This is a genomic window from Polaribacter gangjinensis, assembly GCF_038024125.1.
Lineage (GTDB): Bacteria > Bacteroidota > Bacteroidia > Flavobacteriales > Flavobacteriaceae > Polaribacter > Polaribacter gangjinensis.
Map to the genome: position 1 here is coordinate 2136050 of NZ_CP150662.1, position 19074 is coordinate 2155123.

A 19074-nucleotide genomic window follows, 5' to 3' on the forward strand; every position below is an offset into this window, starting at 1 on the left:
CTTATGAAAAATTTTAAATTTTATTTTACAGTACTGTTTCTATCTGTATTTATCATTTCTTGTGATGAAGATATTTTAGATTCACCACCGCTATCTATGGTTACAACAGATAGCTATTATAAAACTCCAGAAGAGGCAGAAATTGCATTGACAGGAGTTTACCATATCCTTTCTGCAACTGCTGTTCAAAATTTTGGTAACAATTCAACCTTCTCAAGAAGTTTGATGGTGATGCTTAATGGTGCTACAGACGAAGTGCTAGCAGTAAACAACCAATTCGAACCTGAACACAGAGTTTGGGGAAATGGTACATTTACAGCACAAAGTAACTTTGTAAATGAAACTTGGGTATTTTTATATTCTGGAATCAGTAGAGCCAATTATTTGATTGACAGAATTGAGGCTATTGAAGGCTTTACAGGCAATAGAAAAAATGAAATCATTGCTGAAGCTAGATTCATGAGAGGATTTTATCACATGATTTTATCAATGATGCATGGTGGTATTCCTGTGTATGATGGTGTAGGTCAAGACATCACCAAACCTAGAAGCACCATTCAAGAAGTGTATGATTTAATTTTGGCGGATTATAAATTTGCCTACGAAACATTACAAGACAGAGCTCAAGTCCAAGGAAGAGCGAATAAATGGACTGCTGCAGGATTTTTAGCAAAAGCACATACCTATTTGGCAAGTGCAAAAAACTCTGGATTGAATGGTTTTATTGATATCAATAGTTTTGATTGGGTAGATAGTGACCAACATTATAGAGAAGCTTTAACGTACACACAAGCGATTGTTTCAAATAGTGGATATGTGTTGATTCCTAGATATGATTATTTGTTTAGAGAATCTACCAAGCAACATCAATATCAAGAAACACTATTAGCAGCGGAAGCTAGTACAAGTGCCACTCGCGATGCCATTCACTTATTAGCCAATACATTTTTACCTCAAGGAAATCAAAACGTGACTGGAGGAGGTTTTGGATGGTTTCGTCCAACAGATGAATTGCACAAAAAATATGTGGTAGGTGATTTTAGAAGAGATCATAATTTGACCGGAAATTTGAATTCAGTTAATAATTTTGAAATGATTGAAGGAGTGAAATATTTTGTGCCAAGAACCCTTCCAAATACCAATCAAGGATATTATAGTATAGGAAAATATCGAATGATTGACCCAGCTTTAAAACTGTTGCCAAAATGGGCTTCTACCATGAATTTACCAATTTTAAGATTTGCTGACGTTTTATTGATGCATGCAGAAGCGCAATATTTTACGGGTAATGAAGCAGGTGCAAGAACTACATTATCAACTATTAGACAAAGAGCAGTAACAGCTGGAACAACAGTAACTGCATTAAATGACGCTTATAGAAAAGCCAATTTTGTGGATGAGCTGTTAGAGGAGCGCTCACGCGAATTGTGTTTTGAAAATTGGAGAAGAATTGATTTAGCACGTTTCAATAAATTTGATCAAACCATTAATGGATTATCAACCACAGAAGGTTTTTACAACAGAGTAACTGTGCCAATTATTCAAACTAACTGGAGACCAGAGCGTGTTTGGTTCCCTATACCAATCATTCAAATAGATTTAAATAAAAACTTAGTTCCAAATCAAGGATATTAAAAAAATCTATTTTTTTACCAAAAATGATAATCAGTTACAAAGAATGTTACAAAAGCAAAACACATGGTTACATATCAAAAATCCATAGAGTCAATGCTTTCATAATTTTGTAACTGATTATTATCAAATTATTTCAACTTTCATTTAACTAAAACTTAAAATTATGAAAAAAAATTACCTTTTATTATTACTATTATTGATTAATACAGTATTATTTTCTCAAAATATTGATTTCACTAACAATGCTGGAACGGGAGATAAACTTTGGTCAACTGCAACAAACTGGACTCCGAATGGTGTTCCAAGTTCAGCAAGCATAGTTCGATTACCATTGATTGTTGAATCATTAGTAGATGCAGATTTTACAATCAAACAAATTCTTGTACCCTTTGGAACTTCAGGAGATGTTCCTGTTGGCGGAACTAATACCGTAACTATTAATGTTGCAGTTGCCAATGCAGTTGCTATTGATAATGCCTCTAATAATGATATCAAATTAATTTTTAATGGAAAAGTAACTATCAATAATTCTGCAGGTTTTTCAAATATGAGAAATAGTAATGGAACAGGAAATTCCATTGAATTTGCAACTGGCTCAACACTTAAAATTTCAACTGGTTTTCAGCCTTCTGAAGGGTCAAGTAACGACTTTTTCTTTAATGGAAAAATTGAAGGAACTGCTAATTTACGATTTGGTGCCAACACAACTTCTACATTTGGAAACACAGTATCAAATACAGGTTATACAGGTGAGTTGGTTCAGTTATTGAATTCCTCTATTATTGTAAACACTGCTGATGATGTTGTTTTTTATGACGGATTAAAAATACAAGTAAATGGAAACAATTCTTCAGCTACTTTAAATGGCGAAAATGTTTTTAAAAGTGGAATTACAGTTGGTGGAACAAATACATATACATTCAACGTAAATAAAAATCAAAGTGCCATGACGAACATCATTTTTCAAGGTGGTGGAACGTTAAATTTGGTAGTTGATAATGCTGTAACAAATTTATCTTTTGCGAATAATTCAGCGAATCCTTGGTTAACAGGAACTGTAAACATCACAGGGTTTAAAAATGGTGTGATCCGTTTTGGAACAGACAATACTGGACTAACAGCACAACAATTATCTCAAATCAAAGCAACTGGTATCACTGCTTTTGCATTGGATAGCGAAGGTTATTTGATTGATGCAGCAACAGCATCTGTAAACGATTTTGAAGAAAATACCATCAATCCAATTGCATATCCAACAATTTCTTCTGATATAATCAACTTTAAGGAAGCGCAAAATAATGTAAAAGTGTTTGATGTAAATGGTAGAGTTATTTTACACAATACAGCTAAAAATCAAACAGTTTTAACGGTTTCTTCATTACCAAGAGGTCTTTATTTTGTTATGTTTGACAATAAAAAAGTTGAAAAAATAATTAAACAATAGCTATTAAAAAATCAACAGTTTCATGAAAACCAATTGGGTATTTTTATTTTTGATTTCTAGCTTGGGTATTTTTGCTCAATTTGCACCCCAACCAAGTTTTTTTAGAACCCAAAGACAAATGCCTTTGGTAGAACTTACTACAACTAGCACCATTCTTGTTTCAAGTTATGGTGCTGTTGTTAACGATGGTATAGATGATACTGCTGCTATACAAAGTGCCATCAATGCTGCAGTAAGCTCAGGAACGCTACAAAATCCTGTAAGATTATTGTTTGATAGTGGTACGTATGATATTAAAGCTACTTCTGCTGCAAGAGATTCACATTTACTGAGTATGATTGATGCGAAAGGCGTCCTTTTTGATGGTAATGGTGCGCTTTTTTTGATTCATAATCCTGTTTTGGGTTTTATGTCAACCTTAAGATGTGCCAATACAATTATCAAAGACTTTACGATTGATTATGCAACATTGCCTTTTTCACAAGGCAAAGTTACCAAGGTTGATGCAGCCAATGGATTTTTTGAATTTGTGGTTGATGATGGTTTTCCATTACCTGTAGAACAGCATTTTATTGATTCTCCTCAACGTTGGGGAATGTTTAAAAACGCTAAAGGAGGTATTAAAGAAGGTACGCGTAATTTAATTTCTCACAATCGATTTTTTGAACCAATAGGTTCAAGAAAATATAGATATGGTGGCCAAAGTGAAAACAGTTTAATTAACGCTGAAGTTGGAGATTATTTTGTGCATATTGCTAGATATAATGGTGCAACAGCAATTTTAAATTCTGGAGGTAAAAATCTTACATATATCAATGTAGTTGTTCACGCAAGTCCTTCAGGAGGTTTTAATTCAAGAGATTCAGAAGAGTGGAATGTGATCAATTGCCAATTAAAACTAAAAGAAGGTCGTGTGCATACTACAAATGCGGATGCTATGCACATCAATGGCAGTAAATTTGGGCCATGGGTTGAAGGTTGTCTTTTTGAAGGGTTTTCTGATGATGGTATGAATTTAAAGTACACCAAAAAAATAATAAAAGAAGTTCATAGTCCCACTCAAATAACCGTTCAATTTACTACAAAAGTTGGTGAAGTATTAGAATTTTACAATCCAAGAGATGGCATTTATTTAGGTACTGCAACTATAACTAACGTGCAAAATTTAGGTAGTAATCTTTTTAAAATCACCTTATCTAATGCAATTAATATCACTTCTGTAAATGAAATAGATCATCAATCAACAGATAAAGCTTATGTAGAAAGTAGCTCTAATGAATCTTTTATTTTTAGAAACAATATTATTCGAAATTCAAGAAGATATGGTATTTTAATACAAAGTAAATATGCGTTGATTGAAAATAATTTGTTTCAAAATTTAAGTGGGGCAGCTATTAGAATTGAAAATGGTGTTGATTGGGGTGAAGGTTTTAGAGCTGATAATATTGAAATCAAAAATAATAGAATAGAAAACTGTGGTTACGATACTGGCTATATTGAAGAAAGTAACTCCGCCGCAATTTCAATTGATTTTGCAAAATTGAGCACTCCATGTTCAATAAATACAACTTGGTGTGGAACAACTAGTGCAACTTGGCAAGCGCATAGCAACATCCGAATTTTAGACAATACAATTTCATATAACAAAAGAGGATTATATCTTAAAAACATCAATGGTTTAACACTTAAAAACAATTTTATTTGCCATAGAGATGAAGATATCACTTTAACAAACAATCAAGACCCAATTGAGCAAACCATTTTTAACACAGGTAACCAAAATATTGAAGGGTATAATTTATCTACACCAACTGCAAATTTGCATTTTTTGTTAAATGAACAAAGCTCACAAAATATTGCTAATACTGGGTCTAATACAACAGTTTCTTTACAAATTAACACACAAGGTGGAGGTGAGATAACTAAAGGATTTTTTGATTCAGAAATTGGCAATGCTTACAAAATAAATACGACTAATAATGGTTCGCTAAACCTGATAAATGCAAACGACAATTCATCATATTCCCCTGCAACACAAGGTGCTGCAAGATCATTTGCCTTTTGGGTAAAACCAGAAGAAGCCATTTTTCAAACCTTTATGTATAGTGGAGGTCCAACAGATGGCGAAGTCTTTACCATTCAAATGGAAGATAGTGGAGTGGTAAGAGTTACAGATAACAATCAAAATTTTGTTAGAATGTCAGATATGCCTTTAAATATTGGTAGCTGGAATCATGTTGTCATCACAGTGCCTACAAACAATACGCTGAATAGTATCCAATTTTACAAAAATGGAGTTGCATCAACAGAAACCTATTCAGGCTCAAATCCACTGATTAATACTGCCACTAACGGAATTAATTTTTTTCCAAGATATAAAGGTTTAGCCAGTGATATCCGTTATTTTGATTATAAATTGTGCAGTAGTGAAGTAGAAAGTGTGTTTAATGATAGAAGAAATACGTTGTCAATTGATGAAAACCCAATTGATGAAACGCTAAAAGTTTATCCAACTTTAGTAACATCATCTGTATTTTTCAGCAAACCTATTCAATCAGTAAAAGTGATCAATATGTTAGGAAAAACTTTTGTTTCAAAATCGAAAGTCAATCTTTCAGAATTGGATTTATCACATTTATCCTCTGGTGTTTACATCTTACACATCAATCAAAATCAAATGGTTAAAATTTTAAAGAAGTAACAAATGAAAAAAATTTCTTTTATCATATTTCTTTTGAGCATTGCAATAAATGCCCAATATCAATTTAAATTACCCGAACATTTTAGAACAAAAAGAGAGTTACCTCTTATTGATTTTCCTACAAGTGTTGATGCCATATTAACTGATTTTGGTGCCATACCAAATGATGGTAAAGACGATACAGAGGCAATTTTTAAATCATTAGAATATGCTAGAAAATTAAGTTTATTTGGTTCTAATGTTAGAATCGTTTTTGCTAAAGGGAAGTATGATTTATTTACAAATAAAAACAACAACCATTTAATTGAAGTAAAAAACCTAAAAAATGTAATTATTGATGGTAATGGCGCAGAAATTACCATTCATGATCCTTTAAAAGGTTTCATGTCAATTTTTAAATGCAACAATATCATCGTAAAAAACTTATACATAGACTATGACCCACTTCCTTTTACACAAGGAAAAATAACGGCTATAAATTTAGAAGACAAAACATTTGAGCTAAAAATTGATGAAGGTTTTCCATATTTAAATCATACCATGTTTCAAGAATCGAATCAAGTTTGGGGCATGTTAATGGATCCTAAAATTCCAGGGAAATTAAAAGATGGCGCTCCCAATTTATTTGCTTCTAAGCAATTTGAAGAAATTGAAAAAGGACTTTTTAAAGTGAAAATAAATGCCATTAATTTACTAAAGGCTATGGAAGTTGGTGATTCTTATGTTCATATAGCTCGTTTTAATGGTAAATCTATTTTTTCGACATCGTTTAGTAAAAATATTACCTATTTAGATGTAACAAGTTATTCAAGTCCTGCAGGCACCTATCAAGCGCACAATATGGAAGAGTGGAATGTAATTAACTGTAAAATAAAATTAAAACCTGGCAGGTTACATAGTGCAAATGCTGATAGTTTTCACGTAAATGGGGGTAAATTTGGTCCTTGGATAGAAAATGGATATTTTGAAGGATATAGTGATGACGCTGTCAATTTAAAGTATGCAAAAAGAAGTATCATAAAACAACTATCACCAACAGAAATTGTTATCAAACATACCTTAGAGGTTAATGAAGTAATCAAAATTTTTAATCCAAGAGATGGTGAGTTAATTGGAACTTATAAAATTTTAGAAGCAAAACCAGATGGTTTACCTAATGTAAAAATTACGCTTGATAAACCAATAACTGTTCAATTACAAGTGGGTGAAGAAACCAATGATGATGTAGCTTATGTTGATTCGCAATCAAACGAATCATTTGTAATTAGAAACAACACATTTAGAAATGCCCGTAGATATGGCATATTAATTCAAGCCACAAATGGCTTAATAGAGCGCAATATTTTTGAAAATTTAAGCCAATCTGCCATTACGATTTACAATGGGGTTGATTGGGGTGAAGGATTTACAGCGAATAATATAGTTATCAACCAAAATATTTTTAATAACTGCGGATACGATTCTGCTTACTTGTCAGATTATGATGCAGCTACCATAAAAATGAGTGTTAAAAAGTTAAAAAATAAAGTTCCTAACGGAAAATGGTATGGAGTAACAACTGCAAATTGGCAAGCACTAGAAAACATAACGATAACAAACAATACTTTTTCATATAATAAAAAAGCCTTGTCTATAGAGTCTACAGTAAATGCGGTTATAAAATCGAATATGTTTATTAAAAATTCAAAAGACTTATCAAAACAGAGTGAACTTATTTTTGAAAATAACAATACCAATCTAATTTTCGAAAATAAATAAAAAAAAAACACTTATATGAAGTTAAGGTATGCTATTTTCACATTTATAGTCTTACTATTCATTTTTTCGAGTTTTAATAAAACTATACATCCAAATAAAACAGTAGCAACGTCATCAAAACCAAATATCATTTTGTTTTTTGTGGATGATTTAGGTTGGTCAGATTTGGGTTTTAGAAATCCTGTTTTTAAAACTCCCAATATTGATGCTTTGGCAAAAGCCGGAATTAATTTCAATCAAGCTTACATTGCAAGTCCGACTTGTAGTCCAAGTAGAGCCACGCTTTTAACAGGGCAACATCCTGCAAGATTAAAAATGGTGCGTCATATTCCTGCTGGTAAAAATTTTGGTTTTGATCAATTTGATAGAACGGATATCGAATTTCATAAATTACCCACAGATCCTGCTCAATTTCCTTCAAGAAATTGGTTGCCTCTAGAAAACACCACTTATGCAGAAGCTTTAGCTGAGTTAGGTTACTACAATTTATTCGTTGGCAAATGGCATTTAGGTCACGAAAAATTTCATCCTATAAAACAAGGATTTCAAAAACAAATAGGCACATCCAATTTTGGGCATCCAAAATCTTATTATCCACCCTATTTTAAGCAGGACACTATTTTTTCGGATACAAAGAACACGTATCTCACAGATAAATTAACCAATGAAGCTGTTGATTTTATTTCGGATTATAAAAGTGATTCTCCATTTATGTTGACTTTTTCCTATTATTCTGTGCACAGTCCTCACATTGGGAGAAAAGATTGGGTAACCCATTACCAACAAAAAGGTTTAGATGATAAGTATGCAAATTATGCTGCTATGGTTTCAACGATGGATGAATCTGTAGGAAAAGTTTTAAAAGCAGTTAAAGAAAAAGGCATTGAAAAAGAAACCATCATCATTTTCTTATCAGATCAAGGAGGATATTTTGAGAATTCACCATTGAGAGGTGGAAAAATGTCAGAAACTTTATTTGAAGGCGGAGCAAGAGTACCATTTTTTGTGCATTGGCCTGGAGTTACAAAATCCAATTCAACCAATAATTCAGTAGTGCAGTCTACAGATATTTTTCCAACATTGGTTGAAATTGCAGGTGGTAAAGTTTCAAAATACAAAGAATTAGACGGAATTTCTTTATTGACAACCATCAAAAAGAATGATCATTTGAAACGTGAACCCATTTTTGGATACAGAGCTTACGAAGATTTATATGTTTCAGTCAGAGAAGGAGATTGGAAATTGTTGGCATACAGAAGTGGCAAGCTAGAACTTTTTAACATCGCAAAAGATGCATCAGAAAAAGACGAAATCTCTAAAAATCATCCTGAAAAAGTGAAACAAATGGTAGCAAAATTGGTTCAATGGGAAAAAGAAATGGATGTTTCATCATATTCAGGAATCAAATAAAAAAGGATGAAAACAAAATTTATTTATACAGCCAGCATTTTTTTATTGATAGGAATTAGCAGTATTTTTTTCTTTAATTTCAAAAAAAAAGAAACTGAAAAAAAACCAAATATTTTGTTTTGTATTGCTGATGATGCTACTTGGAAACATTTGAGCGCTTATGGCTCTAAATGGGTAAATACACCTGCCTTTGATAGAATTGCAAACGAAGGATTGCTTTTTCAAAATGCATATACACCTAATGCCAAATGTGGTCCGTCAAGAGCAATTGTTTTAACAGGAAGAAATACGTGGCAGTTAGAAGAAGCTGGAAATCATTTAGCTTTTTTTCCTCAAAAATTTAAAACATATCCAGAAGCACTTGCTGAAAATGGGTATCAAGTTGGCTTTACAGGAAAAGGTTGGGCACCAGGAACAGCTTTAAATGCTGATGGCACAAAAAGAGAATTATTGGTAAAACCTTACAATAAAATCAAAAAAGAAACACCTACAAAGGGAATTAATGCTGTTGATTATGTAGCTAATTTCAGGTCTTTTTTAAAAGATAAAAAATCAGATACTCCATTTTGTTTTTGGTATGGAGGCCATGAACCTCATCGTTTTTATGAATACGGAACTGGCGTAAGTGTTGGAAAGAAAAAGTTATCTCAAATTGATTCCGTTTTTTCATACTGGCCACAATCAGAAACAGTTAAAAATGATATGTTAGATTATGCTTTTGAGTTGGAATATTTTGACCAACAATTAGGCGGAATTTTAAAAGTTTTAGAAGAAAATGGCGAATTAGAGAATACGATTATTGTAGTAACTTCCGATAACGGCATGCCATTTCCAAGAGTAAAAGGTCAAAGTTATGAGCATTCCAATCACATGCCATTAGCAATCATGTGGAAAAATGGCATCAAAAATCCTGGGAGAATCATAGAAGATTACGTTAGTTTTATTGATTTTGCACCAACTTTTATGGAGGTTGCAGGTGTTGATTCAAAATCGCTAAAAATGCAGTCCATTCAAGGAAAAAGTTTGGTTCCTTATTTCAATTCTGATAAAACAAAACTCACTCCAACCAAAGAAAACTATGTTTTATTAGGTCAAGAAAGACATGATGCTGGCAGACCTAAAACGGTTGGTTATCCAATTAGAGGTATTGTAAAAGACGGATTTTTGTACTTGAAAAATTATGAAAATGATCGTTGGCCAGCTGGAAATCCTGAAACTGGCTACACAAATACTGATGGAAGTCCAACCAAAACAGAGATTCTTAATTTGAATAGAAGTGGTGAAAATCATGAATTTTGGAAAATCAATTTTGGAAAACATCCAAAAGAAGAGCTATATCAAATTACTATTGATGAAGATTGCATGAATAATTTGGCTGATAAAAAGCAATTCCAAAAAATTAAAAATGAGTTGAGAAAACTCTTAGAATCAAATTTAAAGAAACAAGGAGATCCAAGAATGTTTGGAAATGGAGCTATTTTTGATAGTTATCCTCCAAATAACGGAGCAAATTTATATGAAAAATATATGAATGGGGAGAAAGTAAATACAGGATGGATTAACGATTCTGATTTTGAGAAGAAAGATTTTAAAATCAAAGACAAATAATATCAAAATAAAATAAAAAAGGTGGTTGCAATTTGCAACCACCTTTTTTATTTAAGCCGAATTTCTACTTGCATTGATATTTCCAAACAGCGAACGCATCACCATTTTTTCAAAGACTTCAATTTCTTTTGAATCTGGATCGGTTTTTTGTAATTCTTGAATTTGTTTCAATGCATATTGCTGAATGGTTAGCAAAGGCAATACAATTTTTTCTCTAATTTCTATGGATGCTTTTCCAACAGGAAAATCTTCCATTAATTCTTGATAGCCTGCTAATTTTAGTAGCAATCGTTTTGTGGTCTTATATTCTTCGTAAATCAATTTCCAAAATTCACCAAAAACAGGATCATCAGCCATGTATTGTGTCAATCCAAAAAACGATTTTTTCAAACTCATCATACTGTTTTCAAGCAATGTTTTGAAAAAGTCAGAAGCGTTATAAAACTCTACAATTTCGTCAAAACGACCTGCATCTTCATATTTTTTCAAGGCAGTTCCTACGCCAAAAAATCCAGGTACATTTTGCTTTAATTGACTCCAACTTCCTACAAAAGGAATGGCTCTTAACGATGCAAAATCAAGTGAATCTGAAGTAGAGCGTTTGCTTGGTCTACTGCCAATATTGGTTTTTGCATAGTATTTTAAGGTACTCATTTGCTCTAAATACGGCAAAAACTGTGGATGATTTTTAAAGTCAATATAGGTTTTATAGCTGGTTGCAGCCATATCTTCCATCAATTTTCTATGATGTTCGTTCAATTGATCTTTGGTGAACATTTCATTTTTGATACCTGAACTTAGCAATTGTTCTAAATTGAATTGTGAGGATTCTTCTGTTCCAAAATTAGAACTAATTGTTTGACCTTGAATGGTTAACTGAATTTCTTTGTCTTCAATAGTAGGTCCTAAAGAAGCATAAAATTGATGTGTTTTTCCTCCTCCTCTTGCAGGTGGTCCTCCACGTCCGTCAAAGAAAATAACTTCTACATCAAATTCTCTTGAGATTTTGGTAAGCGCTTCTTTAGCTTTGAAAATTCCCCAATTTGCCATTAAATAGCCACCATCTTTCGTCCCATCAGAAAAACCTAACATCACAGTTTGTTTGTTTTTTCTTTTGGTTAAATGATATCTATAGGCATGATTTGAGTATAAAATTCGCATCACATTACTTGCATTTTCCAAATCATCAACTGTTTCAAAAAGCGGAATTATATCTACAGGCAATTCGTTTTCAAACCCACACAAATTCAACATTGCAAAGGTTTGCATCACATTCAATGCAGATTGATTATTACTTATGATATACCTATTTGCACCACGTTCGCCATTTCGTTGTTGAATAGTTTTTAAAGCATAAATTGATTCAATAGTACTCACAGACATTTCATCTGATAAAATACTTGGGTCAATATTTCCTTTTACTAAGGATAAAACTTCAATTTGTTCTTCTTCAGAAAGTGAGTGGTAATTTTTTGGAAAAGTAGTATCGCCAGTTGTTAGTAAATCAGTTACTATTTGTGTAAATGCTTTGTGATGCACTCTACTGTCTTGCCTGATATCTAATGTGGCAAAATGAAAACCAAAAATGCGTACTTTATTGATAAAATCGTTCAATTCTTCTATGAACAGCGATTGATGTTCTTTTTCGATTATCGTTCTTGCTTCATACAATTCTTCTAACAAAATTTTTTGTGAAAAATTGATTTTTTCATAACTACGAATTACGTGTTTGTACAAACGTTTTTCAACTCTTGTTAAAATTTCTTGCACACCATCAAAAGTAAAACGTCTTTTTAAACGTCTAACATCTCTGTAATAATTTCTTAAAATTGTTTGACGTAAACGCTCAGCAACATCAAGGGTAATTTGAGTTGTAACAAACGGATTTCCATCTCTGTCACCTCCAGGCCAAAAACCAAGATCAATAATTTCATTGTCAATTGGTTTTCCGTCGTAAATATTATCTTGAATATAGTTGTAAATTTTACTTACAGAGTGATAAAATACATTTTCTAAGTACCAAATTAAGCTAACAGCTTCGTCAAATGGCGTAGGTTTTTTCTTTTTATAAAAAGGAGTTTTTCCTAATTGGGCTAATAATTTTTTAATCAATAATAAATCATCATTTCTGATGGCTTTGTCTAAATCTGTGATGATTCCTAAAACACTTCCTGGATAAAATTGAGTTGGATGAGCTGTAAGTACAACACGTACCTTAAATTCTTCTAAATGCCTTTTTAAATCTTCTTTTTTATCATTTAAAAATGCAGTTTCTTTCGAATTTCTGAGCGTTCCAATTCCGTCCATATTATTGATAATTGGAAAAGCGGCATCTTCAATAGCATCAAACAAAACTACTTGACGTTCAATGTATTGGATAAAACGAAATAGCAAATCATTTTTTTCATCCTCAGATGGATTTTCTTGATATTTATTAAAAAATGTTGCGATGATTTCTGTAGGATTTTTCCCATCTTGAAACCCTTTTTCACAAATTGTATGAAAAAGAGGCAATAAAACACCTGTGTTGTTTATGGTATCAAACGGAAGTGTAATAAATATGCTGTTGTAAATTTGATATTTAGACAATACGTTATTATTGAATCTTGCCAATTTAGGTATCGCAGTCATTTTCTTAGAGTTTTAAGCTGTGAAATTACAAAAAACCTAAAATAAAGAGGGTAGCTTTCTCTAAATAATGTGCAAAAAAATTACGAAAACGATATAAATTTCCACATTAAATTGTGAAAAGTTTATTTTTTAAACAAAACCCGTAAAATGTGTTCAAAATTTAAGATTCAAAATCCAAAATTTCAAAGTCAGATAGTTGAATTTTTCAATATTGTTTAAAGCTTTTCAAACCTGTTTCCAGCCATTTTTGATAGGTTTCCACATCTGAATATTGTTGTGGAGAATTTAAAATTTCCAATTCAGGAGTCATTAAAATATAATAAGGCTGAGAAGCATTTTTAAAATTAATCACTTGAAAAGTTGCCCATTTATCACCAACCGTTTTTATTTCTTTCGTTTTTCCATTGGCTTTTAAAAAGGTAAATTGTTGGTCTTTTGGTAGTTGCTTTTCGTTATCATCTACATACAAAGAAATCAATATAAAATCGTTTTTTAAAAGTTGATAAATCTTTGGATCGCTCCAAACATTTTCTTCCATTTTTCTGCAATTTACACAAGCCCAACCTGTAAAATCTAGTAAAATTGGTTTGTTTTGGAGTTTTGCAGCAGCCAAACCTTTGTCAAAGTCTTTGTAACAATCCAATCCTAAAGGACAATCACTTTCTTGTTCGTAAATACTGTAAAATTGTGGTGGAGGAAAACCACTCAACAAACTCAAATTCCAAGTCGGATTTTTTAGAACTCCAGGAGATAAATACACCACAAAAGCGATTAATAAAACTCCAAAAGAAATGCGCGAAAATGACAATTTCTTAACTGGTGAATCATGTGGAAATTTGATTTTTGCAAAAACATACAAGGCTAAAAGGATAAAAATCAAGATCCAAATTCCGATAAAAATTTCTCTTTTTAAAATTCTCCAATGTCCAACCAAATCAGCATTTGATAAAAATTTGAATGCAAAAGCAAGTTCAATAAATCCCAAAATTACTTTGGTAGTGTTTAACCATCCACCAGATTTTGGTAAAGAATTCAACCAATTAGGAAACAACGCAAATAGCGCAAATGGCAAAGCCAAAGCCAATCCAAAACCGGTCATTCCTGCAGTTAGTTGAGTTGCACCTCCATCAGAAGTTAATGAGCCTGCTAACAACGAACCTAAAATGGGTCCTGTACACGAAAATGACACAATTGCCAACGTTAATGCCATGAAGAAAATTCCGATAAATCCACCAACTGAAGAGGCAGAATCCATTTTGTCTCCCCAAGAACTTGGTAAGGTGATTTCGTAAAATCCGAAGAAAGAAAATGCGAAAAAAACCAAAATGACAAAAAAGAAAGTATTCAACCAAATATTGGTAGAAATGGTGTTTAAAATTTCAGGATTTACATTGTCTAAAAAATGAAATGGAGCACTTAATAGTATGTAAATCAAAACAATAAAAAATCCGTAAATGGTTGCATTTAAAATTCCTTTTTTCTTGTTTTTAGATTGTTTGGTAAAAAAGGAGACAGTTAAAGGAATCATTGGAAATACACATGGCGTTAACAAAGCCAACAATCCACCTACAAATCCTAATAAAAAAATACTCACTAATCCAGTTGATTTTTCGGAAGTTGATGAATCTGAAAGCGCTAAAAGCTCCGTATTTTTTAAATCTAATTGTAATTCTTGAGATAACTTTTTGCTTTTTTCATCAATTGAAATACTCTCTGAAATAGTATTTCCTATCAATGAAATCGTGAAATTTTCATTAATATTGATACAGGCAGTTTCGCAGACTTGTCCAAAAAAATTGAGTTTTATCTGAGTGATTTTTTTGTTTGTAAGTTGAATTCTTTGCGTAATTTTTGCGCTTTCTTTAAAGACGATTTCCTCTTTTTCCCAAACATCCGAATATTTTTTAAAAGTAGTTTCCTCTTTGGCTTTTCCTACCAATTCATAGCCAGTTTCACCTTCTTGAATCGTGATTTCTAAAGGCAAAGAAGCGCCATCAGGATTGTATTGAGAATACAAATACCAACCATTAAAAAGCTTGGCTTTGAAAATGATATCATATTCAGTTTCAGAGATTTTTTGAACTTCTGTAGAAAGTATAATAGGATTATCAGCAGTTTGTGCTTTTGATAAAAAAACACTTAAAAAGGATAGTATAATAAAGAATTGCTTCATGATTTGTAAATGATTTGTAAACTATTTTCGCTTGCAGAGTTTGCTAAAAATCGCCTGTCTTGTCTATGATTGATGACCCAAATAATTTCGTTTTCAGCAGTACAAAGCAACCAAATTTTCTCTTTTTCGATGAGCGAAATTTTTTCATCTTTAAAATACTTGCTCAGTTTCTTTTTGCCTTGCATTCCTGAAGGACAAAAATAGTCTCCATTTTGCCATTTTCTTAGGATTAATGGATACTTTAACAGATTTTTAGCTACTGAAATGCTATTTTTTGAAGCAATTTTTTTTGAAGGATTTTCTTCAAAATTTAAAAAAATAGGCGTTGAAATTGTAGATTGAGTTTCTAATATTTCAACATATGCTGAATCTTTTTTTTTAATGGGAATTTCAGATAAAATCAAAAAATCTCTGTCTTTTAACAACACATGTGTTTTAGAAAAAACCTGTTTTCCAGTTTGAGAAGTAAGCAAATCAAGTACATTATTCCATTCTGTAAACTGATATTTTTTCAATAATTGATACAAATATGCTTTCGGTTTTGACAATTGTTTGATTTTTGAAACATCAAAAAATACCATTCCGTCTTTTTCAAAACTACTATTTGCAGAAATCTCTTCGATTTTATCATCAATAATTTGTTGTGCATCTTGTAAATTCTGAATTGTATTTGCAAATGAATCCAACAAACTTGGATTGATTTCTTTCAAAATCGGAATTACTTGATGTCTGATGTTATTTCTGAGATATTTTGTGGTTGCATTTGAACTATCTTCACGCCATTCCAACTGATTTTCAATGGCATACTCCAAAATTTCAGCTCTTGAAAAAGCCAATAAAGGACGAATGATATTTCCACTTTTTGCAGGAATTCCTGTAAAACCATCCAAACCTGAACCACGAGTGAGGTGAATTAAAAAAGTTTCCAAAGAATCGTCTAAATGATGTGCTGTTAAAACAAACTCAAATTGATGCTCTAGAACCAATTCTTGAAACCAGTTATAGCGCAATTCTCTTGCAGCAATTTGAATAGAAATTTGCTTGTTTTTTGCAATTTTTTCAGTTTCAAAATAAGTTGTAAAAATCTGATTAGACGATATTTGACCTATTTTTTTTACAAATTCTTCATCCAAATCACTTTCTTCATTTCGTAATTTAAAATTGCAATGCGCCAAAGAAATTTGTAAGTTTAGTTGATTGCACAAGTGCATTAAAACTACAGAATCCAATCCTCCAGAAATTGCCAATAATAATTTTACATCCTTTAAAAAAGGAAAATTTGTATTTATATGTTGTATAAATTTTTGGAGCATTTCAAGTCAAAAGTACGTTTTTTAGAGTTGTGAGTTCAACCAATCAACCACATCTTGTAGCAATTCATCTTTACACAAATCATGTTGCAATTCATGATAACCACCTTCAAACAATTTGAGGCTTGCTTTTTTTGAATTATTTACAAATGCTTGACTGCCTTTATAATCGATAATTTTGTCTTCAGTTCCATGTGCAATCCACATAGGAATGGACAATTTTGACGCATTTTCAATTGCCCATTTTCCGGATTCAATGAACGTTAATGAAAAATTGGGACTGATTTGATCATGAACCAACACATCATTTTTATAGTCTTCAACTGCTTTTGGATCTCTTGAAATATCATTGGGATTCAATTCATTTCCTAAGGTAATGGAAGGCGCGATTTTTTGTAAGATTTTACCAACAAAAAGTTTGATTTTTGGCGGTTCAAAAGCCAATTTCAAAAATGGACTTGTAGCAATGGCACCTTTCAAAGAATGATTTTTTCGCAATACAAAATTGATAACAGCATTGCCTCCCATAGAATGTCCATATAAAAAAATAGTTTTTTCTGGGAACAAATTTTCAGCTTTTTCAATCGTTTTTTGGATGCTTTCCAAAACTGCATCAAAATTTGGATTATGTCCTCTTTTTCCCTCTGTTTTTCCATGTCCAAAATGATCAAAAGCAACTACAGAAAAATCATTTTCTGTCAATTTTTGAGCCACATGAGCAAAACGTCCTGAATGTTCTCCCATTCCATGCACCAAAACAACAACAGCTTTTGTGGTATTTGCTTGCCAATATTGTCCGTAAAATTCGGTATTGCAATAGTTGAAATTAAATTCTTGGTGTATCATCATTTTTTATGTTGTAACCAAATTAGCAACTCTTTTTTTAAAGCCTGTTCTGGTTGTGAGAGTGGAATTGAATTGCCAAATTGTTTGCTTCTTTTAAATTTTGAGAACGTAGTTTTTAATAGTTTCCAATCTTCAGGATAAGTTTCCAAAAATTTGTTAAACATACTTTGCGCTGTTTTTTGATCTTTTAAGCTTTCAAAAATATGCTGAAATTTTTCCTCTTTGTTATAAATCATTTCGTAAATATAAAAAACCTAGATGGAATTTAGCAACACTTGTTTCATTGCTTTCGCTTTCAACAAACATTCTTCATATTCTTTTTCAGGAATTGATTTTGCTGTGATGGCACTTCCTACAGAGTAAGAAACGTACTCTTTATCAGCATTATACAAAATACTTCTGATGACCACATTGAAATCAAAATTTCCATTTGGGGTAAAATAACCAACTGCACCAGAATACAATCCGCGTTTGGTAGTTTCGTATTTTTCGATGATTTTCATGGCAGAAACTTTGGGTGCACCAGTCATACTTCCCATTGGAAAAGTGTCTTTTAACACTTGAATTGGCGTTGTTTTTTCATCAATTTCACAAACAACAGTTGAGATCATTTGATGCACTTGTTTGAAAGCATAAACCTTACATAATTCTTCTACTTTGACACTTCCTTTGATGGCTGATTTTGATAAATCGTTTCTAACCAAATCTACAATCATCACATTTTCAGAACGTTCCTTACTGTCTCTTGACAAATCAAAAGCAATTTTTTCATCATCAATTTTACTTCTCAAACGTTTTGCAGTTCCTTTGATAGGTTGAGAAATGATTCTTTGACCTTCTTTTCTGATATATCTTTCAGGTGAAGCAGACAGTAAAAATAGATGATTCAACTTCAAAAAAACCGCAAAAGGAGGTTCAGAAATGCTGTTTAAATCTTGATATACTTTTAACGGATTTATACTTGCGTTTTCAGCATAAAACTCCTGACAAAAATTGGCTTCATAAATATCACCTCTGTGAATGTGTTGCAAAATTGCAGTTACTTTTTCATGATATTCCTCTTTGTGGACACGTAATTTTATTTTAATATCTGAATTTGATTGTTGGATTTTTGTATGATAAACTTGTTTGATTTCTTCAAAATCGCTTTCAATTTCATCATCAACCATTTTTAAATACTGAAATTCAACACAATTTTGATTGATGAAAATCAGTTTTTTAGGCTGAAAAAAATACAATTCTGGGAATTCCAAACCATCAAAATTTGAGGAAGAAAGTTCTTCCACGTCATTTTTTACATCGTAAGAAATATATCCAAAAATATAGTCTTTGGTGTTAGATTGATATTCTTGTAATTTTTCAAAAGCATTGTGATCATCTGTTTTAATAGCTGTAAATTCTTCTACAGCCAAAGCAATATCAAAGCTTGAGTATTGTTGTTGATAGTTGTTAGAATCTAACCAAATTACAGTTTCAAATTGTTGAGACCAAACCAACAATTGTTGTTTGAATTTGGCAACGTCATCAATAAAAAATTGCGAAATAGTTCTTTGCATTT

At 31.8% G+C, this 19074-nt stretch carries 11 protein-coding genes; 6 read left to right on the plus strand and 5 right to left on the minus strand.

Annotated elements, in window-relative coordinates; translation table 11 throughout:
- Positions 1-3: 3 nt before the first annotated feature.
- The 6 genes from WHA43_RS09565 (at position 4) to WHA43_RS09590 (ending at position 10556) form a co-directional block, all read left to right on the plus strand.
- The gene (locus WHA43_RS09565; protein ID WP_105046830.1) at positions 4-1635 is read left to right on the plus strand and encodes a RagB/SusD family nutrient uptake outer membrane protein; all 1632 of its coding nucleotides are present in this window, start codon (positions 4-6) and stop codon (positions 1633-1635) included.
- A 163-nt stretch (positions 1636-1798) separates the two neighbouring features.
- Positions 1799-3079, plus strand: coding sequence for a T9SS type A sorting domain-containing protein (locus WHA43_RS09570; RefSeq protein ID WP_105046831.1), 1281 nt, complete (start codon positions 1799-1801; stop codon positions 3077-3079).
- 22 nt (positions 3080-3101) lie between these two features.
- A complete protein-coding gene (locus tag WHA43_RS09575) occupies positions 3102-5780 on the plus strand; it encodes a LamG-like jellyroll fold domain-containing protein (RefSeq protein ID WP_105046832.1) in 2679 nt (892 codons plus the stop codon).
- Between the two features lie 3 nt (positions 5781-5783).
- Positions 5784-7538, plus strand: a complete 1755-nt coding sequence (locus WHA43_RS09580; RefSeq protein WP_105046833.1) for a right-handed parallel beta-helix repeat-containing protein — start codon at positions 5784-5786, stop codon at positions 7536-7538.
- A 15-nt stretch (positions 7539-7553) separates the two neighbouring features.
- Positions 7554-8948 (plus strand): sulfatase, encoded by a 1395-nt coding sequence (locus WHA43_RS09585; RefSeq protein WP_105046834.1) that lies wholly within the window; start codon positions 7554-7556, stop codon positions 8946-8948.
- Positions 8949-8954: 6 nt separating this feature from the next.
- Positions 8955-10556 carry a sulfatase family protein gene (locus WHA43_RS09590; protein ID WP_105046835.1) on the plus strand — a complete coding sequence of 534 codons (1602 nt, stop codon included), beginning with the start codon at positions 8955-8957 and terminating at the stop codon, positions 10554-10556.
- Positions 10557-10607: 51 nt separating this feature from the next.
- On the opposite strand, the gene WHA43_RS09595 is transcribed toward WHA43_RS09590, so the two are convergent.
- The 5 genes from WHA43_RS09595 to WHA43_RS09615 form a co-directional block, all read right to left on the minus strand.
- Positions 10608-13187 carry a phosphoenolpyruvate carboxylase gene (locus tag WHA43_RS09595; protein ID WP_105046836.1) on the minus strand — a complete coding sequence of 860 codons (2580 nt, stop codon included), beginning with the start codon at positions 13185-13187 and terminating at the stop codon, positions 10608-10610.
- Between the two features lie 205 nt (positions 13188-13392).
- The gene (locus WHA43_RS09600) at positions 13393-15360 is read right to left on the minus strand and encodes a cytochrome c biogenesis protein CcdA (protein ID WP_105046837.1); all 1968 of its coding nucleotides are present in this window, start codon (positions 15358-15360) and stop codon (positions 13393-13395) included.
- The gene (tilS, locus tag WHA43_RS09605; protein ID WP_105046838.1) at positions 15357-16673 is read right to left on the minus strand and encodes a tRNA lysidine(34) synthetase TilS; all 1317 of its coding nucleotides are present in this window, start codon (positions 16671-16673) and stop codon (positions 15357-15359) included. Before tilS ends, WHA43_RS09600 begins: the two co-directional genes overlap by 4 nt.
- 21 nt (positions 16674-16694) lie before the next feature.
- Complete coding sequence (locus WHA43_RS09610) at positions 16695-17519, minus strand: alpha/beta hydrolase (protein ID WP_226742881.1); 825 nt, start codon at positions 17517-17519, stop codon at positions 16695-16697.
- 251 nt (positions 17520-17770) lie between these two features.
- Positions 17771-19072, minus strand: coding sequence for an anthranilate synthase component I family protein (locus WHA43_RS09615; RefSeq protein WP_105046841.1), 1302 nt, complete (start codon positions 19070-19072; stop codon positions 17771-17773).
- Positions 19073-19074: the final 2 nt, after the last annotated feature.